This window comes from Dictyoglomus turgidum DSM 6724, assembly GCF_000021645.1.
In the GTDB taxonomy this organism is placed as follows: Bacteria; Dictyoglomota; Dictyoglomia; order Dictyoglomales; family Dictyoglomaceae; genus Dictyoglomus; species Dictyoglomus turgidum.
On the sequence record NC_011661.1, the window covers coordinates 58,470 to 83,276 of the forward strand.

Annotated in this window: 24 protein-coding genes; 15 read left to right on the top strand and 9 right to left on the bottom strand. The window is 33.8% G+C overall.

Annotation, left to right across the window (positions count from 1 at the left end; translation table 11 throughout):
- Positions 1 to 76: 76 nt before the first annotated feature.
- Positions 77 to 1,090, bottom strand: a complete 1,014-nt coding sequence (locus DTUR_RS00290) for an NAD-dependent epimerase/dehydratase family protein (RefSeq protein WP_012582482.1) — start codon at positions 1,088 to 1,090, stop codon at positions 77 to 79.
- 1 nt (position 1,091) lies between these two features.
- The gene (locus DTUR_RS00295; protein ID WP_012582483.1) at positions 1,092 to 1,676 is read right to left on the bottom strand and encodes a TetR/AcrR family transcriptional regulator; all 585 of its coding nucleotides are present in this window, start codon (positions 1,674 to 1,676) and stop codon (positions 1,092 to 1,094) included.
- A gap of 173 nt (positions 1,677 to 1,849) precedes the next feature.
- Here DTUR_RS00295 and DTUR_RS00300 point away from each other — a divergent pair, with 173 nt between their 5' ends.
- The 3 genes from DTUR_RS00300 to DTUR_RS00310 are packed head-to-tail and all read left to right on the top strand — an operon-like array spanning position 1,850 to position 3,890.
- The gene (locus tag DTUR_RS00300; RefSeq protein ID WP_012582484.1) at positions 1,850 to 2,095 is read left to right on the top strand and encodes an AbrB/MazE/SpoVT family DNA-binding domain-containing protein; all 246 of its coding nucleotides are present in this window, start codon (positions 1,850 to 1,852) and stop codon (positions 2,093 to 2,095) included.
- Complete coding sequence (locus DTUR_RS00305; RefSeq protein WP_012582485.1) at positions 2,092 to 3,108, top strand: ATP-binding cassette domain-containing protein; 1,017 nt, start codon at positions 2,092 to 2,094, stop codon at positions 3,106 to 3,108. The genes DTUR_RS00300 and DTUR_RS00305 overlap by 4 nt, the downstream gene beginning before the upstream one ends.
- Positions 3,108 to 3,890, top strand: a complete 783-nt coding sequence (locus tag DTUR_RS00310) for an ABC transporter permease (protein ID WP_012582486.1) — start codon at positions 3,108 to 3,110, stop codon at positions 3,888 to 3,890. The genes DTUR_RS00305 and DTUR_RS00310 overlap by 1 nt, the downstream gene beginning before the upstream one ends.
- 39 nt (positions 3,891 to 3,929) lie before the next feature.
- Here the strand turns inward: DTUR_RS00310 and DTUR_RS00315 are convergent, their stop codons facing one another.
- Both DTUR_RS00315 and DTUR_RS00320 read right to left on the bottom strand, forming a co-directional pair.
- Entirely contained in the window at positions 3,930 to 4,949 is a 1,020-nt protein-coding gene (locus DTUR_RS00315; RefSeq protein ID WP_012582487.1) for a helix-turn-helix transcriptional regulator, read from the bottom strand.
- Entirely contained in the window at positions 4,946 to 6,181 is a 1,236-nt protein-coding gene (locus DTUR_RS00320; RefSeq protein ID WP_012582488.1) for a competence/damage-inducible protein A, read from the bottom strand. The genes DTUR_RS00315 and DTUR_RS00320 overlap by 4 nt, the downstream gene beginning before the upstream one ends.
- 85 nt (positions 6,182 to 6,266) lie before the next feature.
- On the opposite strand from DTUR_RS00320, the gene DTUR_RS00325 reads away from it, so the two are divergent.
- Genes DTUR_RS00325 through DTUR_RS00335 form a run of 3 tightly spaced genes read left to right on the top strand, consistent with a single transcriptional unit; the run spans position 6,267 to position 10,261 of the window.
- Positions 6,267 to 7,625 carry an HD domain-containing phosphohydrolase gene (locus tag DTUR_RS00325; protein ID WP_012582489.1) on the top strand — a complete coding sequence of 453 codons (1,359 nt, stop codon included), beginning with the start codon at positions 6,267 to 6,269 and terminating at the stop codon, positions 7,623 to 7,625.
- Positions 7,622 to 8,794 carry a M20 family metallopeptidase gene (locus tag DTUR_RS00330; protein ID WP_012582490.1) on the top strand — a complete coding sequence of 391 codons (1,173 nt, stop codon included), beginning with the start codon at positions 7,622 to 7,624 and terminating at the stop codon, positions 8,792 to 8,794. Before DTUR_RS00325 ends, DTUR_RS00330 begins: the two co-directional genes overlap by 4 nt.
- 39 nt (positions 8,795 to 8,833) lie before the next feature.
- Positions 8,834 to 10,261 carry a phosphomannomutase/phosphoglucomutase gene (locus DTUR_RS00335; protein WP_012582491.1) on the top strand — a complete coding sequence of 476 codons (1,428 nt, stop codon included), beginning with the start codon at positions 8,834 to 8,836 and terminating at the stop codon, positions 10,259 to 10,261.
- Positions 10,262 to 10,292: 31 nt separating this feature from the next.
- Here DTUR_RS00335 and DTUR_RS00340 read toward each other — a convergent pair whose 3' ends face one another.
- The 3 genes from DTUR_RS00340 to DTUR_RS00350 are packed head-to-tail and all read right to left on the bottom strand — an operon-like array spanning position 10,293 to position 11,641.
- Positions 10,293 to 10,739 carry a hypothetical protein gene (locus DTUR_RS00340; RefSeq protein WP_012582492.1) on the bottom strand — a complete coding sequence of 149 codons (447 nt, stop codon included), beginning with the start codon at positions 10,737 to 10,739 and terminating at the stop codon, positions 10,293 to 10,295.
- 9 nt (positions 10,740 to 10,748) lie between these two features.
- Positions 10,749 to 11,195 carry an anti-sigma factor gene (locus DTUR_RS00345; RefSeq protein WP_012582493.1) on the bottom strand — a complete coding sequence of 149 codons (447 nt, stop codon included), beginning with the start codon at positions 11,193 to 11,195 and terminating at the stop codon, positions 10,749 to 10,751.
- Positions 11,192 to 11,641 (bottom strand): RNA polymerase sigma factor, encoded by a 450-nt coding sequence (locus DTUR_RS00350; RefSeq protein ID WP_012582494.1) that lies wholly within the window; start codon positions 11,639 to 11,641, stop codon positions 11,192 to 11,194. The genes DTUR_RS00345 and DTUR_RS00350 overlap by 4 nt, the downstream gene beginning before the upstream one ends.
- A 68-nt stretch (positions 11,642 to 11,709) precedes the next feature.
- Here DTUR_RS00350 and DTUR_RS00355 point away from each other — a divergent pair, with 68 nt between their 5' ends.
- Positions 11,710 to 12,420, top strand: a complete 711-nt coding sequence (locus DTUR_RS00355; protein WP_012582495.1) for a glycosyltransferase family 2 protein — start codon at positions 11,710 to 11,712, stop codon at positions 12,418 to 12,420.
- 6 nt (positions 12,421 to 12,426) lie between these two features.
- On the opposite strand, the gene DTUR_RS00360 is transcribed toward DTUR_RS00355, so the two are convergent.
- On the bottom strand, positions 12,427 to 13,659 hold the full coding sequence (locus DTUR_RS00360) for a glycerol-3-phosphate acyltransferase (RefSeq protein ID WP_012582496.1): 1,233 nt from the start codon (positions 13,657 to 13,659) through the stop codon (positions 12,427 to 12,429).
- Between the two features lie 73 nt (positions 13,660 to 13,732).
- On the opposite strand from DTUR_RS00360, the gene DTUR_RS00365 reads away from it, so the two are divergent.
- The 8 genes from DTUR_RS00365 to hypF all read left to right on the top strand — a co-directional run bounded on the left by DTUR_RS00365 (position 13,733) and on the right by hypF (position 22,175).
- Positions 13,733 to 14,605 carry a homocysteine S-methyltransferase family protein gene (locus DTUR_RS00365; RefSeq protein WP_012582497.1) on the top strand — a complete coding sequence of 291 codons (873 nt, stop codon included), beginning with the start codon at positions 13,733 to 13,735 and terminating at the stop codon, positions 14,603 to 14,605.
- A gap of 99 nt (positions 14,606 to 14,704) precedes the next feature.
- The gene (gene hypA, locus DTUR_RS00370) at positions 14,705 to 15,103 is read left to right on the top strand and encodes a hydrogenase nickel incorporation protein HypA (protein ID WP_012582498.1); all 399 of its coding nucleotides are present in this window, start codon (positions 14,705 to 14,707) and stop codon (positions 15,101 to 15,103) included.
- Positions 15,100 to 15,837, top strand: a complete 738-nt coding sequence (locus DTUR_RS00375) for a P-loop NTPase (RefSeq protein WP_012582499.1) — start codon at positions 15,100 to 15,102, stop codon at positions 15,835 to 15,837. The genes hypA and DTUR_RS00375 overlap by 4 nt, the downstream gene beginning before the upstream one ends.
- A gap of 18 nt (positions 15,838 to 15,855) precedes the next feature.
- The gene (locus DTUR_RS00380; protein WP_012582500.1) at positions 15,856 to 17,535 is read left to right on the top strand and encodes a 2Fe-2S iron-sulfur cluster-binding protein; all 1,680 of its coding nucleotides are present in this window, start codon (positions 15,856 to 15,858) and stop codon (positions 17,533 to 17,535) included.
- A 19-nt stretch (positions 17,536 to 17,554) separates the two neighbouring features.
- The gene (locus tag DTUR_RS00385; protein ID WP_012582501.1) at positions 17,555 to 18,097 is read left to right on the top strand and encodes an NADH-quinone oxidoreductase subunit B family protein; all 543 of its coding nucleotides are present in this window, start codon (positions 17,555 to 17,557) and stop codon (positions 18,095 to 18,097) included.
- Between the two features lie 12 nt (positions 18,098 to 18,109).
- Positions 18,110 to 19,534 carry a Ni/Fe hydrogenase subunit alpha gene (locus DTUR_RS00390; protein WP_012582502.1) on the top strand — a complete coding sequence of 475 codons (1,425 nt, stop codon included), beginning with the start codon at positions 18,110 to 18,112 and terminating at the stop codon, positions 19,532 to 19,534.
- Positions 19,531 to 19,953 carry a hydrogenase maturation protease gene (locus DTUR_RS00395; protein WP_012582503.1) on the top strand — a complete coding sequence of 141 codons (423 nt, stop codon included), beginning with the start codon at positions 19,531 to 19,533 and terminating at the stop codon, positions 19,951 to 19,953. Before DTUR_RS00390 ends, DTUR_RS00395 begins: the two co-directional genes overlap by 4 nt.
- Complete coding sequence (gene hypF / locus DTUR_RS00400; RefSeq protein WP_012582504.1) at positions 19,950 to 22,175, top strand: carbamoyltransferase HypF; 2,226 nt, start codon at positions 19,950 to 19,952, stop codon at positions 22,173 to 22,175. Before DTUR_RS00395 ends, hypF begins: the two co-directional genes overlap by 4 nt.
- A gap of 3 nt (positions 22,176 to 22,178) precedes the next feature.
- Here the strand turns inward: hypF and DTUR_RS00405 are convergent, their stop codons facing one another.
- The gene (locus DTUR_RS00405) at positions 22,179 to 24,605 is read right to left on the bottom strand and encodes a glycoside hydrolase family 2 TIM barrel-domain containing protein (protein WP_012582505.1); all 2,427 of its coding nucleotides are present in this window, start codon (positions 24,603 to 24,605) and stop codon (positions 22,179 to 22,181) included.
- Between the last annotated feature and the right edge of the window lie 202 nt (positions 24,606 to 24,807).

The following is a 24,807-nucleotide window of genomic DNA, read 5'->3' on the forward strand; positions in this document are numbered from 1 at the left end:
AGGTATTATATCATTAATAAATCACCTCCCCTTATTTTTAATCTATTTTTAACTTTTTTAATCTTTTCTTAAATTTTTACCATCTATATCCTTCCCATAATACCTTGAGAGGTATGTATCTACGATTATAATAAGGAGATCTTTTAAGAAGAATATATCTAACCACAGGTCTAAAGAGTTTTATAAAAAATATCTTATATCCCAAAGCTTTCTTTACATCCTCCACGTAGTCTTCAATGGTTCTCCTTTGATAATGAAGTAAATTTTCGCTCTCTGTAGTATCCATCCAGTCTGTGGCAAAAGGTATGTTGGAAAAAGCCTCTTCAGGAAGCATCCCCACTCCAATACCTTCAAGAACTTTCTCCAATATCTCCCTATAATAATACCAACATCTCGGACCACCACCTATAAGAAGAACCTTACCCCATATTTTCTCGCTTCTTACTCCCTTTGCAATGGCATATCCTACATCTTTTGTATGCACATATTCCATTCTGTTATTCAAAGGCACATCAAACATTCCCTTATCAAGTTTTAAATTTACAGGAAGAGAAGCTGCAAGCCTATATATAGCCCAAGTTAAATTAGAGTTTTTTATTAGATTCTCACACTCTACTTTATGCCTGGAATAGTGTTCTGGAGGATTTACAGGATCGTCTACCCTTCTTGGAGGATCTAAATGTTGAGTTAAGCCAAAAACATGTACCGAAGAAGTGAAAATAATCTTCTTAGGAGATGGCATTTCCTCCATAGCAGATATCAAATTTTTTGTTCCTATAACATTAATTTTATAAGCGATGTCAGGCACTGTTTCCGACTCAAGCCCTGTTGCTGAAAGCTTTGGAATAATAAAAGCAAGATGAACTATTACATCCTGACCTTCAAGAGCTTTTTTAATGTCTTCAATTTTTGTAATATCTCCCCAAAATACTTCAATACCATCCCCATATAATTTTTTTAAGTTCTTAAAAATCCTTATATTTTTCTTTGTCTTCAAATCAAAACATCTTACCCTGTCTCCCTGATTAATCAACTCATGAATAGCGCTTTGCCCTATATTACCAAAAGCACCTGTAATTAAAACCCTCATATTAAAAACCTCCCTTTTCTATTTCAGAAATGATTATTCTAATACCTTCTCTCGCAATTTTTTCCCAATCTTCTTCTTCAGCAAAAATCTGTTGAAGAATAGTTCCAATAGAGAAGGAAATTAAAATACAAGAGATTATATTTGAATCTACATCTTTCAAGCTTCCTTCTTTTTTACCTTTTTCAATCAAAAAACTAAAATAACTTTTATATTTTTTGAAATACTCTCTGAGTTTCTCAAGTATTTCTTTATCCTTTATCCCTTGTCTTAAAAATTCTAAAAAAAGAAAAAACTTTTCCTTAGACTCCTTAAATATCTCCCTAAATATCTCTGACATCCTTATTATCCCAGAAGACACTCTGTCTTCATCCTCCAAATATCCATCAATCTTTACCGAAAGATCAAAAAGCCACCTATCCAAGATTTCAAGAAAAAAAGCCTCCTTAGTAGGAAAATAATGAAAAAAAGCACCTTTACTTACTCCAGCCCTTTCACATATATCGGATATACTGGTGGCATCATAGCCTTTTTGAGAGAAAAGCTTCTCTCCACTTAAAATTAGTTTGCTTTTGGTATCAAGTTTCATCTTTAAAACCTCCTTATATACCAACCAGTCGGTATGTAAATATTATAACAAAAAATTTTTTAACGTAAAAATATATTTTTTAAATAAAATTTAACATAAAATTATTGACTTTCATCAATTTTTGATTAATCATATCAGTATGAAAAGTATGATTAGGGAGGTAAAATTGACAAATGAATAGAAAAATTTACGGAATGGCAACCCTCAGTGAGAGAGGTCAAATCGTAATTCCTCAAGAAGCCAGAGAAGACTTAGACTTAAAACCAGGAGACAAATTAATCGTCATGTGTGTAGGACCTAAAAATGCCTTAATGCTTGTAAAATCTGATTCTCTCCTTGAGCTATTCTCGGAGCTTACAAAAGAACTCTCAGAGCTTGAAAAATTTATATCTAACATAAAGGAGGCAGAGAAAGAATGAAAGTAATTGAGGTTAAAGACTTAGCAAAGACTTACTATTCGCCCTTTGGAAATATAGAGGCAGTGAAAGGAATATCCTTTGAGGTAGAAGAGGGAGAAATTTTTGGCTTTCTTGGTCCCAATGGCGCAGGAAAAAGTACCACCATAATGATGCTAACCACTCTTGTAAAACCTACAAAGGGCACAGCCAAAATTTTAGGATATGACGTAGTTCACCAACCCAACGAAGTAAGAAGAGTTATTGGATATGTCTCTCAAGACCTTACCGTAGACGACACCCTCACAGGTTGGGAAAATATGTACCTACAGGGCAGATTTTACCATCTACCTAAGGAAGTAATTAAACAGAGATCCGAAGAACTGTTAAAACTTTTAAGGCTTTATGAAAGGGCAAAAGATAAAGCAGAAACATATTCGGGAGGCATGAGAAAAAGACTTGATATAGCTATGGGTCTTATCCACAGACCTAAGATTTTATTCCTTGATGAACCTACCCTTGGGCTTGATGTACAAACAAGGCAGGACATATGGGAGTATGTTCAAAAGATAAGGAAAGAAAATGGGATGACCATATTCTTAACAACTCACTATATGGAAGAGGCTGATTCATTATGTGATCGTATTGCCATTATAGATAAGGGGGAGATAAAAGCTCTTGATACTCCAAGAAGATTAAAAGATTCCATAGGTGGAGATCTCATATCCTTAAAAATTTCCAATGAAAGCTTAGAAGAAATTTCCAAATTCCTTGAAAAGGTAAAAACTCTTGAGGTTGTCAAAAATATAACATCTCAAGATGGAAGATATACCATTGTAGCATCTAATGCAGAAAAACTTATTCCTATGATATTTTCTATTGCCTATGAATCTAATATTAATATCTCATCCATAACCATGAAAAAGCCATCTTTAGATGACGTTTACCTTGCTTATACTGGTAAAGAGTTTAGAGATGAAGAGGGATCAAAAGAGGATGCTATGAGAATGAGAAGATTAGTAAGGAGGACGAGATAATGAGAACGTTGATGTATGACACTTATTCAGTAATGTGGAGAGAACTAAAACATTGGATGGATCAAAAAGTAAGAATATTGGTATCTATATTTCAGCCCCTAATTTGGCTTGCCCTCATGGGAAACGTAATGGCAAAACTTACAGACAACCCTTTTGGAAGACAGGCTTTTGGAGGTGCCAGTTATCTCTCCTTTATGACCCCTGGAATCATAGTTATGACCTCCCTTTTTGGGGGCATTTTTGGTGGAATCTCTGTAGTATGGGATAGAAGATGGGGATATTTAAATAAAATGCTCGCAGCACCTATTTCAAGAACAGCTATTCCTCTTGGGAAAATGCTTGCTACTGCCATCCAGGGAGCTTTTCAATCTCTTATTGTAGTCATAATTGCATCTCTTTTTGGAGTAGAATTTGCAACAGGAATTCCAGGAATCATTGCCATAATTCTTCTTGCTGCATGCTTTAACTTTACCATGGCAGGACTTTCCATTGCTATAGCATCAAGGATAAAAACCATGGAAGTTTTAACAGCTGTAATAAACTTTCTTACAATGCCTTTAATGTTCACAAGTAGTGCCATGTTCCCAATAAACGTGATGCCCGATTGGCTTGCCACCATTGCAAGATGGAATCCTATAACCTACGTGGTAAATCCATTAAGAACTCTTGTGATAAGTGGTTGGGAGACAGGAGACCTAATAAAAGGATTTCTTTATGTACTTTTCCTCGCCATATTAATGCTTTTCATCGCAAGACATGAGTTCAAAAGAAGTATTGCATAAAAAACAAAAGAAAGAGGGGGAGAAATTTCTCCCCCCCTCTTATTTAAAAACTCCGTATATCATACCTAATCTTCTAATCTCCTTCTTAATCTCATTTCTTAAAGATTCCGGTTCCAAAACCTCTGCATGAGCTCCATATCCCATTACCCATCTTTTTATCTCTTCTCTGTTTGCCATAATTTCATAAATTATGCTTCCATCAGGAAGTTCCTCTATACTTTGAGTCTCATGCCAAATCCTCTCTTTTATCCATCGTGCTTGATAAGGATCAAATTTTATTCTTATTCTTTCTACTTCTCCCTTATTTATCCTGAAGGCAGATTTTATATATTCATAAACATTAAAATCTCTCGGTTTTCTAAACTCTTCATAGGTCTCCCTTATGTTTTTTATCCTATCAAGGGCAAAATCTCTTATTTCTTTTCTTAAATGACAATATCCACAGAAGTACCAAACCCCCTCAAAATTATAAAGATGATAAGGATCTACCTTTCTTTCTGTAATTTTATCAGAGGAAAAAGAATGGTATTCTATTATGATACTCTTCCTCTCTCTAATTGCCTTCAATATCTTCACAAATTTATCCCTTATATCTACCTTCGGTTTTATAAAAGTAAAAGGAATAGAAAGAGCACTTTCTATAGAATCTGAGGGAATCACGTTATTATCTCTCAAAAACAATTCTAATTTATTTTTTAACCTCTCAAAATCTTCCTCAAAATCTGTACCTTTAAATTGATGAAGCATATTGGCAGTAATCAAAAGGGACAAAACTTCACCTTCGGTAAGCTTTGGAAAAGGAAATTCACTTTTTGAAAAGAGATAATAACCTCCATTAGCCTTACTATAAGCAATAGGCATTTTGAAGTCATCCCTCAAGGTCTTTATATCTCTTTTTATGGTTCTTACGCTGGTCTCTCCAAATTCATAGCTTATTTTTCTTGTAATTTCATCTAAACTAATATACTTGTTTTCTTTTATTAAAGAGAAAATCCTATATATTCTTGGAAGCATTTTCCTAAAGGCAAGCTTTCTATTACTACTCACAGTTTTGCTCATAAGTTTAAAAGCCCCCTTCTTAAAAGGTCTAATCCATTTATAGTAGTGTATAACCTAATCCTGTTCCTATCACCGCTAAGTCTTAATTCTTTATATGACATTTCTCCTCTTATGTAAAGCCCTATATAGACAAGTCCAATAGGTTTTTCCAAGGTACCACCTTCGGGACCCGCAATACCTGTAGCAGAAAGTCCAACATCTGTCCCCATTTTTTTGGCTATACCTTCTGCCATTTTCATAGCACACTGAGAACTTACAGCTCCATATTCCTTGAAGATTTCCTCAGGAACATTTAGTTCCTTAATTTTTACCTCATTATCGTAGGCTATAATACTTCCCTTAAAAACCTTTGACACTCCTGGAACATTAACAAGCCTTGCTGAAATAAGCCCCCCAGTACAAGATTCTGCTACAGAAATAGTAAGACCTTTTTCCAAAAGTAAATTAACTACTACTTCCTCAAGAGAAGTTTCTCCTTCTCCATATATATAATCTCCAAGCCTTTTCCTTATTTCCTTTACTACTCCCTCAATCATTTTTTCTGCCTCTTCTTTTGACTTAGCTCTTGCAGTTATCCTCAAAATTGCCTCTCCTTCTTTTGCATAAGGAGCAATGGTAGGATTAGTTTGACTTTTAATCAAATCTTTTACTTTTTCCTCCATAAAGCTTTCTCCAATACCACATACTCTCAAAACTTTGGAGTATATAATTCCAGAAGAAAAAGTTGAAAGATAAGGAACCACATAAGTCTCAAACATGGGAATCATTTCCTTAGGAGGACCAGGAAGAAGGATTAAAATTTTACCTCCCTCTTCCAATATTATTCCTGGAGCAGTCCCCCAATCATTGGGAATTACTCTACTTCCTTCTATAATGTACGCCTGCTTAATATTTCCTTCTGTCAAATTAAGCCCTCTTCTCTCAAAAAATTCTTTAATTCTCTTCAAAGATTCCTCATGAAGTACCAGCTTTTTATTAAAAAATTCCGCAGAAATTTCTTTTGTCAAATCATCCTGCGTAGGTCCAAGTCCTCCTGTAGCAATTACCATATCACTTCTTGAAAAAGCAATTTCCAAAGCCTTTTTCAATCTCTCGGGATTATCTCCTACAGTAGTATGAAAATAAACAGGAATACCAAGATCTGCAAGTCTCCTTGATAAATATTGAGCATTAGTATTCAAAATATCTCCTAAAAGGAGTTCTGTACCCACAGATAATATCTCACACCTCATGATGCCTAAATCATCCTTTCTTTTTTTGTATTAGCTAACTAAAAATGATATCATTTAAAAAGTACTTTTTAAATTATAAAATTTTATGAATGAAGAAAAAATTTTGGAATATTTAAAGATAATTTCAAAAATAAAAGAAGAAGAGAAAAACTTTGAAAATGTTGAAGACTTTATATTTAACATACAAAATCTTCTAAAAAAAGTCTCTTTAAAAATATTCATTGAGAAAAACAAAATAACTGTTTCCTCTGAAAATCTTGAAAATTTGGATAAGAAAGATAACCTTTTTATTCATATAATAACCGAAGATGTAAACCAATTTTTAGAGGGCAAAAATTATTCAAATCTATTCAATGAACTAACTATATCTTTAATTGAGCAGAAAAATGTAGAAGATTTGCTGGATGCCATATTAGAAAAGCTGGAAAAAATAATTCCTTATACCTCAGCCAATATTGCTCTATTAGAGAATGATGCTCTTTATTATCTTTCTTTTAGAGGATATGAAAAATATGGAGTAGAAGATTTTATGAGAAACTTTAAAATGGATAAAAGGGAATTTTATACGTTGAAAACCGTTATGGAAACTCAAAAACCTCTCTTTGTAGAAAACACCGATGAATACCCCAACTGGGTAATTATCCCTGAAACCCAATGGATTAAATCTCATCTTATGATTCCCATTATCTATGAAAATAAAATTTTAGGATTAATAAGTTTTGACTCTGATACCCCATATGGCTTTAAGGAGGAAGATATTGAAAAAGTATATCCACTCCTTCCTCTTCTTGGAATAGCATTAGAAAATGCAAAACTTTATGAAAAATTAAAAAAGGAACTTGAAGAAAGAATAATAGCAGAAGAAAAATATAAAAGATCCTTTTATCAAATTGTAAAACTTGCCTCAGACATTGTGGAAATGAAAGATCCCTACACTTCTGGACATCAGAAAAGAGTAGCAAGAATTTCTGTAATAATTGGGAAAGAATTGGGGCTTTCTCAGGAAAAAATAAGAGCTTTAGCCATAAGTTCTCTACTTCACGATATTGGAAAAATTGGCATTCCTTCAGAGATACTTAATAAACCCTCTTCTTTAAATCCCTTAGAGAGAAGGTTTATTAATATACATCCTGAGATAGGCTATAATCTCCTAAGAAAAATTGAAATCATTAGCGATATTGCTCCCATTGTATATCAGCACCATGAAAGAATAAACGGATCTGGTTATCCCAAGGGTCTAAAAGGAGAAGAAATACTTTTGGAAGCAAAAATTATAGGGGTAGCAGATGTATTTGAAGCCATGACCTCCCATAGACCTTATCGCTCTGCCCTTCCCATAGATATGGCAATAAAAGAACTTGTAGAAAACAAAGGTACTCTATATGATCCTGATGTGGTTGATGCCTTTCTTAAATCTTTGAAAGAAGGGAGGATAATATTGTGAACATAAAAGAAGATATTCAAAAAATTATGCCCGAAGTTATAAACATAAGAAGAGATATTCATATGTATCCTGAATTAGGTTTTCAAGAATTTCGAACCTCCCAATTGATAGCCTCCTATCTTGAAAATTTAGAGTTAGAGGTAAGAAAAAACATTGCCCAAACAGGTGTGCTGGGGATATTAAGAGGAAAGGAGGAAGGGAAAACCATACTTCTCAGAGCAGACATAGATGCCCTACCTCTTGAGGAATTAAACGATGTACCCTACAAATCAAAAAATAAAGGCATCATGCACGCATGCGGACATGATGGACATATCGCCATATTACTCGGAACGGCAAAAATTTTAGCGAAATACAAAGATCAAATAAAAGGGATAGTGAAATTTGCCTTTCAACCAGCAGAAGAACTCCCTCCAGGTGGTGCAGAACCCATGATAAAGGAAGGTATATTGGAAAATCCATATGTGGATAAAGTGTATGCTTTACACCTCGCTAATCATCTGAAGGTTGGAAAAATCGCCGTAAGGAAGGGATTTTTCTGTGCTCAAGCCGATGCCTTTACTATTAAAGTAAAGGGAAGGGGAGGACATGGGTCCACACCCGATAAATGCATTGATCCCATAATTATATCCACCCATATTGTCCAAGCTCTTCAAGAAATCCCATCAAGAGAAATTGACCCCCATACTCCCTTTGTGTTAAGCATATGTAAAATACAAAGTGGAAATACTTTTAATGTTATTCCTGAAGATGCTGAAATAGAAGGAACGGTAAGAACTTTCGACAAAAATCTTGCAGAAACCATCTCTAAAAGAATAGAAACCATATCTAAAAATATTGCCGAAGCCTTTAGAGGTAAAGCAGAAATAGAATACCAATTTGGGTATCCTCCAGGAAAAAACGATGAAAAAGAAGCAGAATTTGTAAAAAAGATAGCAGAAGAGGTGGTAGGAAAAGAAAACGTAATAGAAGATAAGCCATCTATGGGAGGAGAAGATTTTTCATACTTTCTTGAGGAAAGACCAGGAGCTATGTTTTGGCTTGGATCAGGTAATGAAGAAAAGGGACTAAACCATCCTCACCATTCTCCCTATTTTGACTTTGACGAAAGTGCCATGGCCATAGGAATAGAAATGTTTGTTAGAATAGTATTAGAAAATCTGTTATAATTTTTCTTACTAAAATAGAAGAAAAGGAGGGAGCAAAGTATGATCACCTTAGATAGAACCATATTTAGAATGTATGATATCCGGGGAGAAGTTCCCAAGAATTTGAATAAAGATGTAGCAAGGATAATTGGAAAAGCTTATGCAATATTTATAAGAAAAAAAACCAATAAAGACACTCTTACAGTATCGGTAGGAAGAGATGCAAGGATTTCCTCAAAGGAACTTTCTGAAGGCTTAATTGAAGGTTTAAGAAGCTCAGGGATAAATGTGATAGACATAGGATTGTGCCCAACTCCTCTTCTCTATTTTTCCCTTTTTACCCTTCCTGTAGATGGAGGAATAATGATTACAGGAAGCCATAATCCTCCTCAATTTAATGGCATGAAAATCTGTGTGGGAAAAGAGACCATTTATGGACCATTAATCCAAGAACTCTATGAGATTGCTTTAAACCTTAAAGATGAATCTTCCTTAAAAGAAGGCACCTACGAAACTCACGATATTATTTCCTCTTACAAGGAATTTCTTTTAAAGGAATTTCAAAACTCTGCCATAACTAAACTTCCCCAAGGGACAATAAAGATTGTAATAGACTCTGGAAATGGATGTGGAGGTCTTGTAGCTCCTGATGTCTTAAGAAAACTTGGAGTAGATGTAATAGACCTTTTCTCAGAACCCGATGGAAACTTCCCTAATCATCATCCAGATCCGACGATAATGGAGACATTAAAAACTTTAAGAGAGACTGTAATTAAAGAAAAGGCAGATTTTGGGGTTGCTTATGACGGAGATGCAGATAGAATTGGAATAATAGATGAAAAAGCAGAAGTGGTATATGGAGATAGGCTTGCTTATATCTTTGCTAAGGGAATATTAAAAGAGCATCCTGGAGCCAAAATTATAGGAGAGGTAAAATGTTCGAAATTTCTCTTTGATGGTATAGAAAAATTAGGAGGAATTCCTGTCCTTTCTCCTGTAGGACACTCCTTAATCAAAAAGAAGTTAAGAGAGGAAAATGCTCTTTTTGCAGGAGAGATGAGTGGTCATATATTCTTCAATGATAGATTCTTTGGATATGATGATGCTATTTATGCTACTATGAGGCTTGTAGAACTCTACGCTATGGAAAAACTTGAAAACCCAAATTTCGTATTTTCAGACTTTCTAAAAGAATTTCCCAAGGTATATGCATCGCCAGAAATCAGAGTTCATTGCAGTGAGGAAAAGAAGTTTGAAATTATTAAGAATTTCTTTGATAAACTCAAGGAGAAATATCCGGATACTGCTAATAAAGTACAAAAAGTTATAACCATAGATGGTGTAAGATTAGAATTTGACGATGGATGGGCTCTTGCAAGGGCAAGTAATACTGAACCTGTGATTGTCCTAAGATTTGAAGCAAATACCGAGGAAAAACTTAAAAAATATCAAGAAATGTTTGAAAACATTATAAAAGAAGAATGCTAAAAGGGAGAGGTTTTACCTCTCCCTGTGTAAACTAAGAGATAACTCTTCTTACGTACTCAAGCACATTTTCTATTATTTCTTCTGAAGGATCATCCTCTTTCATGATAGTATTAAAAATCTTATCTTCTACCTCTTTAAACTCCTTTCCAAGAGTCCTTGCTATATCTCTTGCACTTAAGTTCCAAGCCTCCCCAAGAATCATTTTAGCAAGATTCAATTCCCTTTCAGAAAAAAGTTCCTCAAGAGGAAATCTCGAGACAGAAAGCTTATAAAGAATCACAATACTCCTACTAAAAGCTGGTTCCTCTATAGAGGAATAACTAAAAATCTCTCCTGTATTTAAATCGAGGGCTACAATTCCATTTAAGGTAGGAGGATCATAATGCTCTATAGCCTTTCTTACGATATCCTCTATATTCATCCTTTGAACTATTCTTCTTATCTTTTTTTCAAGCTCTTTAATATCTCTTTTCTCCAAAAAAATCACCTATTTATACTTTCTATGCAATCCGTTCTGATAAATAAAAAGAAGTAAAGTAAAAAGAAATAAATAAAAGTTAACTTGAAAGAGTATTTGAAAAAGAGAATTCAGCATGAAACTTAATAACAAAAAATCCTGCAAAAAAAATCTTCCTACCCTATATACAAAAAAGAAAATTAAGGAAAGAAGAATAATTTCTAAAGATACAAGTAAAAAAATAAAAACCCTTCTTTTTATTTTTTCATACATCAGCCTATTATAAACACTCTTATAAACCCTACTCCACTCCTTGCCACTCTCTTCTTCAAAAACTCTCTCCTTAAGCTTCTCTTCTATTCTTAAGAAATCCTCAAATTCCCTTCTGCATTCATTGCATTCTTCAAGATGAAGAAAGAAATCTTCACCTATTTCTTCATGTAAAAACATTTTCTCCCTAAATTCTTTACAATTCATTTTTCCTCCTTTAGATAATTATATATCTTTTTCTTAGCTCTATAAATATGACTTTTTAAAGTATTCAATGGGATATTTAGCTTCTCACTTATCTCCTCATAAGAATAGCCTTCCTGATAATAAAGAATTAATATACTTTTTTCTAGAGGAGACAAAAGCTTCCATATATCTTTCTTCTCTATTATTTCTTCAGGATCATATTCATCCTTATCCTCTGTATCCAAATCTAAAAACCTATTCCTCTCTTCGAGGTAATCTATAGCAAGATTGTGAGCTATCCTAAAAAGATAGTTTTTAGCAGTTTTTTCCTCAATATTAGTTTTCATAGCCCTTAAAAAAGTCTCTTGAAGGATATCCTTCGCTGCTTCTTCCTCCCTAAGAAGTTTCCTCAAATACCTATATATCTTTTCACCATAAACTTGAAAATAGCTTATTATATCACTCATTTCATAAAATTATACAATAAAAAACACCTATTGTATTCAATCTTCACTTAATTTATAATTTCATTATTATGAAAGAAGTATTTTTCTCCATAGTAATACCTGCCCATAACGAAGAACTATATATTGATAAAACCATTAACTCGTTGAGGGAAATGGAATATCTAAAAGATAGGTTAGAAGTTATTATAGTAGAGAATGGTTCAACAGACAACACCCTTGAGGTAATAAAAAAATTAGCCCCTCCATGGTTTAAGATCATATCCATAAAAGAGGCTGGGGTTTCAAAAGCAAAAAATACAGGTATTGAAAATCTCTCCTCAGAAAGTGAATGGGTAATATTTTTAGACGCAGACACATATCTTGGACAAAGCTTTTTAAAAGATTTAAGCGAGTTCTTAAGAAAAAATGAGGACAAAAATTTAGGGTGTGGAATGGTTTCCCTTCTTCCCTACCCCGACTACAAGTTAGCAAGATGTTGGTACCACTTTTATAATTTTGCAAACCGAGTCACTAAAACCACAAGATCTATTCAAATTATAAGAAGAGATCTTCTTAAAGATTTAAGGTTTGATGAAAACCTTACCTTTGACGAGGACACTATGATGATAAGAGCCTGCAGAAAAAGAGCAAAATACTTCTTTTTCAAAACAAAAAAAGTTTTTTCTTCTACAAGAAGATTTGAGAAAAATGGATGGGTAAAACAGCTTCTACAATGGATTTATTATGCTTCCCTTCCCTATGAGAAAAAGAAGAAAATAAAATATAAAGTATTAAGATAAGATTCTTTAAAAATATTTCTTTATAAATTCCATTACAGCTCCTGATATTATAGGCACACTAAAGTTATCATCAATGGGATTAGGAATTGCCTCTACAATAAAGGCAACAATTGTCCCTACTAATAAAACATAAAGAGAGATCATTCCTTTAAACCATAAAAAGAAAGACACTACAAGAGCCATACTAAAGAAACCAAGAGACCCTTCTAAGGTTTTCTCAGAATTTTTAAAAATCTTTGTCTTTCCAAAATTTATACCAATCCATTTTGCCATCATATCCCCAAGAGAGGTAAATCCTAAGGAAGCAAAAGCAATTTCTTTTTCAAAAAGAATAAAACTTATAAAAATCCCCAGCAAAAAATTAGTTATAGAAGATATCCTCCCAACTTCCTTCTCTTTAAAAATCTTAAAATTTTTTACTCCCCTAAGCTGGAAGAAATCTTCCATCCTTCTTACCAGAATTCTTAACATATCAAGTAAAAAGAAAATTCCAAGAATACCTCCTATTACTAACAGAACAATAAATTTTGAAAAGAAAACATAAATGGGTATAAATAAAAGAGCAAAAGGTCTTGCTAAAATTCTCCAAAAGGTATGCTTTTCTGTATAAAACCTAAATCCATCTCTTAAAAGATTTTTAACAGCCTCATAACTGATAACTCCAGCCAAAATTGCCAGAAATATGGTATCTAAAAGACTTTTGGTATTAATTAACATAAAAAGAGCTATTATAGGAAAAGCGGTGATAGTAAACACATCTCCTACTCCATGGGTGGCTGTATTTAATAGTAAAAAATAAACGATAAGAAAGATAAAAAACTGCAATATCTGAAAAGATGCAAAGTTCTGAATTAAAAGTTTAAAAAACAAAAAGATAAAAAGACTTAAAGAGGTAGCAAAACCTCTTCCACCCCTAAAACCTAAATAGAAAGGAAATTTATGCCCCAAAACAGCAGAAAATCCTCCAAGATAGACAAAAAAATTAGGAAAATTAAAAAGATACTTTAAAAGAATCATAGAAACAAAACCTTTGGAAACATCATATATGGCGGTAAGTATGGCAGGAAAAATTCCTATAGATCTTTTTACATTCAACACCCCAGGATTTCCATCCCCAAGCTTTCTTATATCTACTTTTTTAAACCACAAAGGCAAAAAATATCCAGGCAGAAAAGAACCAAAAAGATAACCCAAAAGAGCTGAAAATATAGCTTTTATTAAGTTTTCTATAATAACCATAATTTAGACCCCCTAAATTTCAAATTAAAAATATTTTATAACAAATAATAAGAAATATGCTATACTTTAATCCATGAGTAATAAAAAGATTAAACTTCCAGAATTTCTATTTTTTGACGGAGCCATGGGAACAGAACTCCAAAGAAGAGGACTTCCTCCTGGAACTCCCCCTGAAATACTCAACTTAGAAAACCCCTCCCTTGTAGAAGAAGTGCATAAAGATTATATTAAAGCGGGGTCTATGGTAATAGAAACTAATACCTTTGGAGGAAATAGAGTTCGCCTCCAAAGAGCAGGTCTTGAAGAAAAAATTAAAGAGATAAATGAAAAGGGAGTTGAAATAGCTCAAAAAGCCTCCGAAGGGAAGGTTCTTATAGCAGGATCGGTAGGACCTTTGGGAGAACTCATTGAGCCTTACGGAGATATCTCGGAAGAAGAAGCAGAAGAGTTTTTCACAGAACAGATAGAAATCTTAGTAAATTCAGGTGTAGATCTAATACTTATTGAAACCATGATCTCATTAAATGAGGCTCTTATTGCCCTCAAATCGGCTAAAAAGTTTGACATTCCTGTAGGAGTAACCATGAGCTTTGAATGGACAGAAAAGGGAGGAAGAACTCCTTTTGGAGATGAAGTGGAATATTCTATTAAAAAGTTAGAAGAAAATGGAGCAGACTTTGTAGGATCAAATTGTGGAAAAGGGTTCGAAGACATGCTAAAGATTGCCCCTATAATAAGAAGATCCACCCGCCTTCCTGTGCTCATCCAACCCAATGCAGGTATACCCCGGTGGGAAAATGGAAAACTTCTCTACCCCGAATCCCCAGAAAAATTTAAAACCTTTGTTGATGAGATGATAAAATTAAAGATCAACTTCATAGGTGGATGTTGTGGTACAACTCCAAAACATATAGAAGTTTTTAAAGAATTTTATTTAAAAAAGTAAATTTTTTAAAACCAAATATTTTATACCCAAGGGGGTATCTCATTTCTTGATATTTATTTAAAGTTAAGATAAAATCAATAAAAAAGGAATTGTTAAAAAATGCACGAGTGGGCTCTTGCTGAAGCAGTAGTAAAATCTGCAATAGATATGGCTCAAAAGAAAAATCTGAGCCAAATAAAACTTTTATTCCTTAGAGTAGGTGAAGTTCAACAAATTGATATGGAAGTATTTAATTATGCCATAAAGGAGCTTTCTAAAGGAACTATTTTAGAAAATTCCGAGATAAAGTACGAGATTTTTCCTGCAAAACTGGTTTGCAATAACTGTGGAAATATATGGAGTTATATGGAAAGTTTTCAAGGACTTACTGATGAAGAAAAAGAAGCTATTCACTTTATACCAGAGACTATTCACGTATATATGAAGTGTCCAAAGTGTAAAAGTGCAGATTTTGAGATAAAAGAAGGGAGAGGGGTCTTTATAGAGGACATAAAATGACACATGATCCAAGACTTTCAATTATAGACAAAAGATTAGAGAGTGTAAAAAACATTATTGCTATAGGAAGTGGAAAGGGAGGAGTTGGAAAAAGTACTTTCTCTTCACTTCTTTCCTTATTCCTAAACAAAAAAGGCTATAAAATAGGCCTCTTAGATTTAGATATTTATGGACCTTCTAACCATGTCATATTAAATGCAGAAGATAAGTATCCTGAAGAAGAATATGGTTTAAAGCCTGTGAATGTAAATGGAATAGATTTTATGTCCATAATCTACTTTACTCAAAATAAACCTCTGATTATGCGAGGAAAAGAGCTTACTGATACCATCCTGGAGATATTTGCTATTACTCGTTGGAGGGATTTGGATTATTTAATCATTGATATGCCTCCTGGAATGGGAGAAGTACTTTTAGACCTCATAAGATTTATAAAAAACTTACAGTTTCTTATCATAACCAATCCCACAAAAATAGCCTTAGAAACAGTAGAAAAACTTATAAATTTCCTAAAAGAAGGAAATTATCTCATATTGGGCCTTGTGGAGAATATGAAGATAAAAGATGGTAATTTTGTGAAGGAAAAGTGTCAAGAACTGAACATTAAATACTTAGGGCATATCTCTTTCTACGAAAATATAGAAGAAAACTATGGAAATATAGAAAAATTAATAAATCCCTCCTTAGAAAAGGAACTTAATCAAATTGTTTCTAATTTCATACAAAAATCTTGAAAAGAGAGAGGGTGGACTATGGAGAAGATTAAGATTAAGGTCAATGGGAATGAAGTAGAAGTCTCTCCTGGTAAAACAGTCCTTCAGGTTTTAAAAGATATGGGAATCCATGTACCTGTCTTATGCCATTATGAACCTCTTATGCCTCAAGGATCTTGCAGACTCTGTGTAGTAGAAGATAGAGGAGTTTTAAAAACCGCCTGTACCACCCCTGTAGAACCTAATATGGACATAAAGACCGATACTCCTAATGTGATAAACTCAAGAAAGTTAGTACTTCAACTACTCTTTAGCGAAAGAAACCACTACTGCATGTACTGTGAAGTTACAGGAGAGTGTGAGCTACAAGATTTAGGCTACGAATTTGGCTTAGATCACTTTGAATTTCCTACGTACGAAAGAAGATTTCCTGTAGATAACTCTCATGAGTTTATAATGATGGATCACAACCGTTGCGTACTCTGTAGAAGATGCGTAAGAGCTTGCTCTGAAGTAGCAGGACATTTCGTATTAGGAGAGATGGAAAGAGGAATAGATACAATGATCATTGCAGATATGGATGTACCTCTTGGGAATTCATCCTGCACCTCCTGTGGATTATGCGCCCAAGTATGTCCTACAGGAGCAATTATTGACAAAAGATCATCTTACCTTGGAAGGGAAGTTCAGTCAGAAATCATATATGCTAATTGCGATATGTGCCCTGTAGGATGTGGAATGGAAATATACAAGAAAAAAGGAGCTAATTTTATAGTTAAAATATATGGAGATTGGAACTCTGATGTATCTCGCGGACTTCTCTGTAAAACAGGAAGATATCTCTCTTTATATGATGCAAAAGAAAGAGTCGTGGGCATAAAATTGAAGGATGAATTTGGATATAGAAGACTTCATGAAGACAATCTAATAAACATCTTCAAGAGCAAATTAGATAATGCAATTGCCTATGTAGATGGCTCTCTTTTCAATGAAGAGATAGAAATGATAAAAGAAATCTTCAAAGACAAAGTATATTCTCTTTATCCTAATGAGTCTCCTATACCTACAAATATTAAGCTATCTGAGCTTGATGACAAAGAATTTTACGTGGTCATAAATGCAGACCTAAACAGGGAATATGGAGCGGTAGGATCCATTGTAAAGAGAAATGTGATAGGCAAAAAGGCAAAGTTAATGGTGATTGATAAGGAGTTCAATAGCCTTGCTAAGATAGCTGATTATGTATTCAATATAAAGGATCTCAATTTAGCATTAGATATATTAAAGAAGCAAAAAGAAGTAATAATTATTTATAAAGATATTAATGAGGAAGAAAAATCAACTCTCAATTCATTGAACAATGCCAAATTCTTATATCTTCCAAAAGAGACTAATTCTATTGGACTTCAAAAATATGGAATTAAGCATGAAAAAGCAAAAGCAGAAAATGTCTTTGTCTTTGGAAAGAATTTAGAGGGTATAAAAGATCTTCCATTACAAAATTCCTTTGTAGTAGTTTTTACTCCTTATGAAGATGAAATTTTAAGAAGGGCAGATGTTATAGTAGGAACAACTAATGGCTTTGAGAGAGAAGGAACCTTCTATAACTTAGAAGGAAAGATACTTAAGAAAGAAAAGGTCTTAAGACCAGATTTTGATGTATTAGATTTAAAATCTTTCCTTTCCAATGTATTAGGAAAAACTGAAAAAGTATCTTAAAAAAACGAGGTGAAAAACTATGGGAAAGATAAAAGTTGCCTCCATATGGTGTGAAGGGTGTTCAGGATGCCATATGTCCTTTCTTGATATGGACGAAAGATTAGTGGAATTAATAAATAAAGGGCTTGAAATAAACGCTACTCCTATAACGGACTTAAAGATTCCTGACGAGGAAACTGATATTGGAATAATTGAAGGAGCAGTAGCAACAGATCACCATGAAGAAGAAGTAAAAATGATGAGGGAGAGATGCAAAATAATTGTAGCCCTTGGAGATTGCGCAGTCTTTGGTGGTATTCCTACCATGAGAAACTACTTCTCAAAAGAAGAATTATTAGAAAGAGGTTATATCACCACAGAAAGCACCGTAGATGGTAAAATACCAACTTCAAAGGAGATAGGAAAACATCTCCCTAAAACAAAGGCGGTAAATGAAGTAATAAAAGTTGACCTCTATATTCCAGGATGTCCCCCTTCAGCAGATGCCATATATTATGTATTAAAGGAAGTTCTTGAGGGAAGAATTCCCAAATTAGAAGGCGAACTTCTTAAGTATGAATAAGAGGTGATAAATATGGAAAAGAAGATTACTATAAGTCCAGTTACAAGAATAGAAGGACATGCAAGGGTTACTATTCATCTTAATGATGACGGAAAAGTAGAAAGTGCTTTCTTCCATGTAGATCAATTTAGAGGATTTGAAAAATTCTCAGAAGGAAGGCACTTTTCAGAAATGCCTGTTATTACTGAAAGAATCTGCGGTATATGTCCTATAAGTCACCACTTAGCCTCTGCAAAGGCCACCGATGAGATCATAGGCGTAGAAATCCCAAGAACCGCTAAACTTCTAAGAGAACTCATTCACATGGGACAGATTATTCAGTCCCATTCCATGCACTTTTTTGAATTAGCAGGACCAGACCTTATTTTAGGTTGGGATGCAGATCCAAAGATCAGAAATGTGGTAGGATTAATTCAGGAAAATCCAGAACTTGCACTAAAAGCAGTAAAATTAAGAAAATTTGGACAAAGAATTATTGAACTTGTAGCAGGAAGAAGAATACATCCTACCTTTGCAGTTCCAGGAGGAGTTAATTCTTCTTTATCTCCCTCTGCAAGAGACGAAATTTTAAGTGGAATTGATGAAATGATTGGATACATTAAAGAGGGAATAAAAATAGCTGAAGACTTCATAGAAAAGAATAAAGAACTCTGCGACGAATTTGCTTCCTTTCCCACAGGTTATATGGGACTTGTAAAAGAAGATGGTTCTCTTGAGCTTTATGATGGAAAAATAAGATTTATGGATAAAGATGGAAATATACTTAAAGAGTTTAAGCCTCAATATTATTTGCGATATATTGGAGAAAGGGTTGAAGATTGGACCTATTTAAAATTCCCATATTATAAACCCTTAGGATATCCTAACGGAGTTTATAGAGTAGGTCCTTTAGCAAGATTAAACATAGCTGACAAAATTAGCACACCTCTTGCCAATGAAGAATTCAAGAAATTTAAATCCATTAATAATGGAAAACCAGTAGAAGGTTCCATATACTACCATTATGCAAGACTTATTGAAACTGTCTATGCCCTTGAAAGAGCAAGAGAAATCTTAGAAGATCCTGAGGTAATGAGCCAGAATGTATTAAAGATGGGAGAGGTGACTAATGAAGAAGGGGTAGGAGTAGTAGAAGCTCCAAGAGGAACCTTAATCCACCATTACTGGGTAGATGAAAGGGGAACCATTGAGAAGGTGAATTTGATTGTATCCACAGGACATAATAATTGGGCTATGAGTAAAGCAGTAGAGATGGTAGCAAAAGCCTTTGTGGATGGTAAAAATCTTAAAGAAGGTATGCTTAATAGGGTTGAGGGGGCTATTAGATGTTATGATCCTTGTCTTTCTTGTTCTACTCATGCTATAGGAAAGATGCCCATTGTAGTTGAACTATACGACAAAGACGGAAACATCATTGATGTTATAAAGAGAGATTGAAGATATTACTTGTGGGATTTGGAAATCCATATAGAAGAGACGATGGATTAGGAATAAAGCTCCTGGACCTTATAGAACACAATGTAGAGAAAATTAAGGTCCAGGAGCTCACTTTTGATATGGCTGAAATCTTTAAAGATTATGATATGGTAATCTTTATAGATGCCTCCTTAGAAGGTAACGAAATAGTCTTTAGAAGAGTAAAAGAAGAAATTACTTTTTCTCCTCTTACCCATCACACTCCCTGCGAAGAACTTCTATCTTGGACAAGGGTACTATACGGAAAAACTCCAGAATTTTATCTTTTGTCCATAAGAGGATACGATTTTGACTTTGGAGAAGAGCTTTCAGAAAAGGCAAAAGAAAATTTAAAAAAGGCAGAAGAATTCCTTAAAAGTTTTCTTGAAAACCATATATGAAAACCTATAAATTAAGAATTTGGGGGATTGTTCAAGGAGTTGGTTTTAGACCCTTTATCTATAGACTTGCCAAAAGTCTAAACCTTAAGGGATGGGTTCTAAACTCCACAGGATCAGTACAGATACTCATTCAAGGAGAAGAAGAAAATATTGAAAAATTCATGGAACTAATTATAAAAGAGGCGCCTCCTTTATCAAGGATTGAAAGAATAGAAAAGGAAGAAGTAAATTCCGAAGAATTAGAAGATTTTAAAATTCTTGAAAGTAAAGAGGATACAGGTTTTAACTTCATATCTCCTGATATTGCCATATGTGAAGACTGTCTAAGGGAAATGAGAGATCCCAAAGACAGAAGATATAAATATCCTTTTATAAACTGCACCAATTGTGGTCCCCGATATACCATAATAGAAGATCTTCCTTATGACAGAGAAAAAACCACCATGAAGATCTTTGAAATGTGTGAAGAGTGCAAAAAAGAATATCATAATCCTTCTTCAAGAAGATTTCATGCCCAACCCATATCCTGCTATGACTGTGGACCCAAAATTTGGATTCATGGAGATAAAGATAAGGATATCTTTGAAAAAATAGCAAAATATCTTGAAGAAGGAAAAATTCTCGCCATAAAAGGCATGGGAGGATTCCATCTTGCCTGTGATGCTACAAAAGAAGACATAGTGAAAAGATTAAGAGAAAGAAAAAAAAGACCCTCAAAACCTTTTGCCCTCATGATGAAAGACATAGAAATGATAAAAGAATACTGCTTTGTAAGTAAAGAGGAAGAAAAAATATTAAAATCCAAAGAAGCTCCTATTGTGCTCTTAAGGACGAGAGAATTAAAAGATATATCTCCTCTTGTGGCCCCTGGAAACAAATACTTAGGAGTTATGCTTCCCTATACTCCTTACCATCATTTAATTTTTGATTATTTCAAAAAGCCCATTATTATGACCAGTGGAAATTTATCCGACGAACCCATAGCAAAAGACAATGAGGAAGCTATGGAGAGATTAAAAAATATCGCGGATGTATTCGTACTTCACAACAGAAATATTAAGCATCGTATAGATGATAGCGTAGTATTTGTGGAAAACAAAGAAATACAAATTATAAGAAGAGCAAGAGGATATGCCCCAGACCCTATTAAAATTCCCATAAAAATAAAGCCTACCCTTGCCCTTGGAGGAGAACTAAAAAATACTTTCTCCTTAGGAAAGGAGAACTACATATTTATAAGTCCTCATATAGGGGATCTCAAGGATAAAGAAACCTTAGAAGTTTACGAAGAGACTATACAAGAGTACATAAGACTTTTTAAGATCGAGCCAGAACTATTGGTACATGATCTTCATCCCCAATATCTTTCTACGGATTTAGCCCAGAGTTTTAAAAAATATATGGAGGTAAAGTCAATTCAACACCACAAAGCCCATTTCTATTCCCTTCTCCTTGATAGAGGAATCACCAAAGATATAATTTGCTTTACTTTTGATGGAACAGGATATGGGGAAGACGGAAAAATATGGGGAGGCGAAGTATTTGTAGGAAATATAGAGGGAGTAAAAAGGGTCGCCCACTTTAAATACTTTCCTATTGTGGGAGGAGATAGCGCCATAGAAAATCCAAGAAAAATTGCCCTATCATACATACTTAAATATTTTCCTAAGGATGCAGATAAAATAATTTCTATGGATGATTTTGAAAAGAATTTAATTAAAATACTCCTTGAAAGGGAAGAAAATATATTTTACACATCCTCTTGTGGAAGAATCTTCGACCTTATATCTGCCCTCTTAGGAATAAGAGAAAAAATTGACTATGAAGGACAAGCGGCAATTGAGTTAGAAATGCATGCCATGGAATCCTATGAAGAAGGTTATTATCCTTTTAAAATTATCGAAAACGAAATCCTTGAAATTGATATTTTGCCAATGATTGAGAAAATCGTAGAAGAAAAAACCAAAAAAGATAAAAGAGATATTGCAAGAAAATTTCACAACACCATCTCTCAAATAATAATTACCCTTTCAGAAATACTTAGAGAAGAATATAACATAAATAAGGTTGGATTTTCAGGAGGAGTTTTTCAAAATAGACTCCTTTTACAAACCACTATTCCTGCCTTAAAAGAAAGCAAATTTGAAGTATATACCCACCAAAAAGTTCCCACAAATGATGGGGGAGTTTCCTTAGGACAAACTATTATGGGATATAAATAATAATTATTCACACTTTATCACTATTTCTTCCTCCTTTAAATTCTCTCCCCAAGCTTTCAACTTTAGCTCTCCAGGTATTCCCATAATTTTTAATATGGCAAGAGCTCTTCCCTGATATAAACTTATTTCATTTGTCACAAAACTTTCTTGAGAAAGAGGATCGGAACTTCCAAGAGCTACCAATTTACCTACTCCCTCTACTTCCACTCTTATTTTATTTCTTGCATTCTTTACCTCTCTTCCCTTCTCATCCACAGCAACAATTTTTATATAGCTTAAATCTCCATAGCAAGATGAAATCCTATTTCTGTCAGGAATTAATTTTAACTTTATAGGCTCTCCTGTAGTCTCCAAAATATCCCTCCCCACTTCTAACCCATCTTTATAGCCTATAACCTCAAGTCTTCCCGGTTCATAATTTATGTCATAGAAAGTCTTGAACTTTACTTTATCTCCAGCAATTTTTCTTCCCATACTTTTTCCATTCAAAAATAGTTCTACCTCATCAGCGTCAGAATACACATAAACCCTTAAAGGTTTACCTTCCCATCCCTTGAAATTGTAATTCCTCTCTACAGGTTCCCATCCCCAGAGTCTTAAATATATCTTTTTACCATACAATTCAGGAGGAAGAACTGCTATATAAGGAACTTTTCTCAAGCTCCAAACTATATCCCTATAATAGGACTGAGGTTTTTTATCACCACAAATATCTATATCACCACAATTAGAGATTAACCAAGGAAAGCCTCCCAAAAAGTTTTTTGCCTCATTCTCATCCAAAGATGCCCTACCAATACCAGCTTCTCCAAGATAATCCATAGCAGTCCATACAAAATCTCCAATTACATTGGGATTTTTTAAGGTCTCTTTCCAATTATCGTATAAGGTATATGGAAAGGTTTCTGTTCCACAAATTATACGATTGGGATATTCTTTACCATCATCCTCATATCTGTCCACTTTATAGTTATATCCAGCCACATCAAGATACTTGAAATACTTCTCAGTTATCTCTCCCCATCTACTTTTTGTTTCCTCATTGCCTTTCCAAACTCCCAATATTACAGTATTATCTTCTTCCACATCTTCCACCTTTACAGCCTCAAAGGGCAATCCACAAAAAGCAGAAGTTACAAATCTCGTAGGATCCAATTCTTTAACCTTTTTAGAAAGTTTTTCACTCCATTCAAAAATATTTGTATATCCCTTTTCCTTCTCCCAATTTACTCCTGATCCCCAAGTTATCTCATTGCCTATGGACCACATAATTATGGAAGGATGATTAAAATCCCTCTTTATAGTATTTTCCACATCTTCTTCCCAGTATTTTTCAAAGAAAAGATGATAATCATAAGCCCTTTTACCAGCAGTCCACACATCAAAAAACTCTTCCATAACCAACATACCCAATCTATCACAGGCATCAAGAAAAGATGGAGAAAAAGGATTATGAGCGGTTCTCACAGCATTAAAACCATTTTGTTTTAAGATCTCAACCTTTCTTTCTTCAGCCCTATCATAACTGGCACTTCCCAAAATCCCGTTATCATGATGTATACATCCACCTTTAAGCTTAATAACCCTACCATTTAATTTAAAGCCCACATTAGGTACAACCTCAATCTTCCTTATACCAAAATAAGTAGAATCTATATCAGATTCTTTATCATCCATCAATATTTTTGCCTCAAGCCTATAAAGATAAGGATCTTCAATATCCCAGGGTATATAGTTATCAATCTCTAATCCTTTTAAAATAACTTTTTCTTCCTTTCCATCTATTTCAAATTTTTCTTCGCTCTCCTTTATCAATTCATCTTCCTTTGAGAAAATTCTAAATTGCAATTTGGCTTTAACTTTTCTTCCACTGCTATTCTTAACTCCCACTTTTATATTCAAAAAAGCCTTTTTTTCATCTAAGATATCACTTTCCACATGAAGCTCCCAAGGTTTGATAAACACCTCTCCCCCTACTCTCAACCACACATGCCTATAAATACCAGTTCCTGCATACCATCTAGAACTTGGCTTATGGGTATTGTTCACATAAACTAACAGAGTATTTTCTCCCTCATGCACATAATTTGTAATATCTACCAAGAAACTTGAATATCCATAAAAATGCTTCTTAAGAAGGATTCCATTTATATAAATTTCTGAATACCCCATTATTCCTTCAAATTCCAGAATTAAATTCTTTTCTAAAAGTTCTTCATCAATAGGCAAATTCCTTTTATAAAAAATATTACTTCCCGCAGTAAACCCCTCATCAGGTCCCGAAGGATTATCCTTCCTTCTTGGTTTTTCAATGGCTATATCATGAGGAATATCCACCTTTTTCCAATCATCTCTTAAAATAACATGTTCTAAAAAAGCCAAATTTTCTTCTAAATATTCCCAATCTCTATCAATATTTATTTTTAACATTTTACAAACCCCCATCTTAAAATTTAAAGTAAAAAATTTATAGAAATTTTAACTATCTCTAATTGAATTTGTCAAGGTTGTTAACACTTACACAGAATTAAGTCAAGATCAAAAACTAAGAATCTGCTTTAATTGATTTTATAGGAAGAAAATGATATCATAACATTGATTTTAGTAAAAAGTTTTATAAAAACCTGACCTA

Coding starts and splice junctions, on each gene's coding strand:
- DTUR_RS00325 (WP_012582489.1), top strand. CDS start 6,267: ATGAATGAAGAAAAAATTTTGGAATATTTAAAGATAATTTCAAAAATA.
- DTUR_RS00320 (WP_012582488.1), bottom strand. CDS start 6,181: ATGAGGTGTGAGATATTATCTGTGGGTACAGAACTCCTTTTAGGAGAT.
- DTUR_RS00335 (WP_012582491.1), top strand. CDS start 8,834: ATGATCACCTTAGATAGAACCATATTTAGAATGTATGATATCCGGGGA.
- DTUR_RS00385 (WP_012582501.1), top strand. CDS start 17,555: ATGGGAAAGATAAAAGTTGCCTCCATATGGTGTGAAGGGTGTTCAGGA.
- DTUR_RS00405 (WP_012582505.1), bottom strand. CDS start 24,605: ATGTTAAAAATAAATATTGATAGAGATTGGGAATATTTAGAAGAAAAT.
- DTUR_RS00380 (WP_012582500.1), top strand. CDS start 15,856: ATGGAGAAGATTAAGATTAAGGTCAATGGGAATGAAGTAGAAGTCTCT.
- hypA (WP_012582498.1), top strand. CDS start 14,705: ATGCACGAGTGGGCTCTTGCTGAAGCAGTAGTAAAATCTGCAATAGAT.
- DTUR_RS00360 (WP_012582496.1), bottom strand. CDS start 13,659: ATGGTTATTATAGAAAACTTAATAAAAGCTATATTTTCAGCTCTTTTG.
- DTUR_RS00295 (WP_012582483.1), bottom strand. CDS start 1,676: ATGAAACTTGATACCAAAAGCAAACTAATTTTAAGTGGAGAGAAGCTT.
- DTUR_RS00345 (WP_012582493.1), bottom strand. CDS start 11,195: ATGAATTGTAAAGAATTTAGGGAGAAAATGTTTTTACATGAAGAAATA.
- DTUR_RS00355 (WP_012582495.1), top strand. CDS start 11,710: ATGAAAGAAGTATTTTTCTCCATAGTAATACCTGCCCATAACGAAGAA.
- DTUR_RS00290 (WP_012582482.1), bottom strand. CDS start 1,090: ATGAGGGTTTTAATTACAGGTGCTTTTGGTAATATAGGGCAAAGCGCT.
- DTUR_RS00365 (WP_012582497.1), top strand. CDS start 13,733: ATGAGTAATAAAAAGATTAAACTTCCAGAATTTCTATTTTTTGACGGA.
- DTUR_RS00310 (WP_012582486.1), top strand. CDS start 3,108: ATGAGAACGTTGATGTATGACACTTATTCAGTAATGTGGAGAGAACTA.
- DTUR_RS00390 (WP_012582502.1), top strand. CDS start 18,110: ATGGAAAAGAAGATTACTATAAGTCCAGTTACAAGAATAGAAGGACAT.
- DTUR_RS00315 (WP_012582487.1), bottom strand. CDS start 4,949: ATGAGCAAAACTGTGAGTAGTAATAGAAAGCTTGCCTTTAGGAAAATG.
- DTUR_RS00375 (WP_012582499.1), top strand. CDS start 15,100: ATGACACATGATCCAAGACTTTCAATTATAGACAAAAGATTAGAGAGT.
- DTUR_RS00305 (WP_012582485.1), top strand. CDS start 2,092: ATGAAAGTAATTGAGGTTAAAGACTTAGCAAAGACTTACTATTCGCCC.
- hypF (WP_012582504.1), top strand. CDS start 19,950: ATGAAAACCTATAAATTAAGAATTTGGGGGATTGTTCAAGGAGTTGGT.
- DTUR_RS00350 (WP_012582494.1), bottom strand. CDS start 11,641: ATGAGTGATATAATAAGCTATTTTCAAGTTTATGGTGAAAAGATATAT.
- DTUR_RS00300 (WP_012582484.1), top strand. CDS start 1,850: ATGAATAGAAAAATTTACGGAATGGCAACCCTCAGTGAGAGAGGTCAA.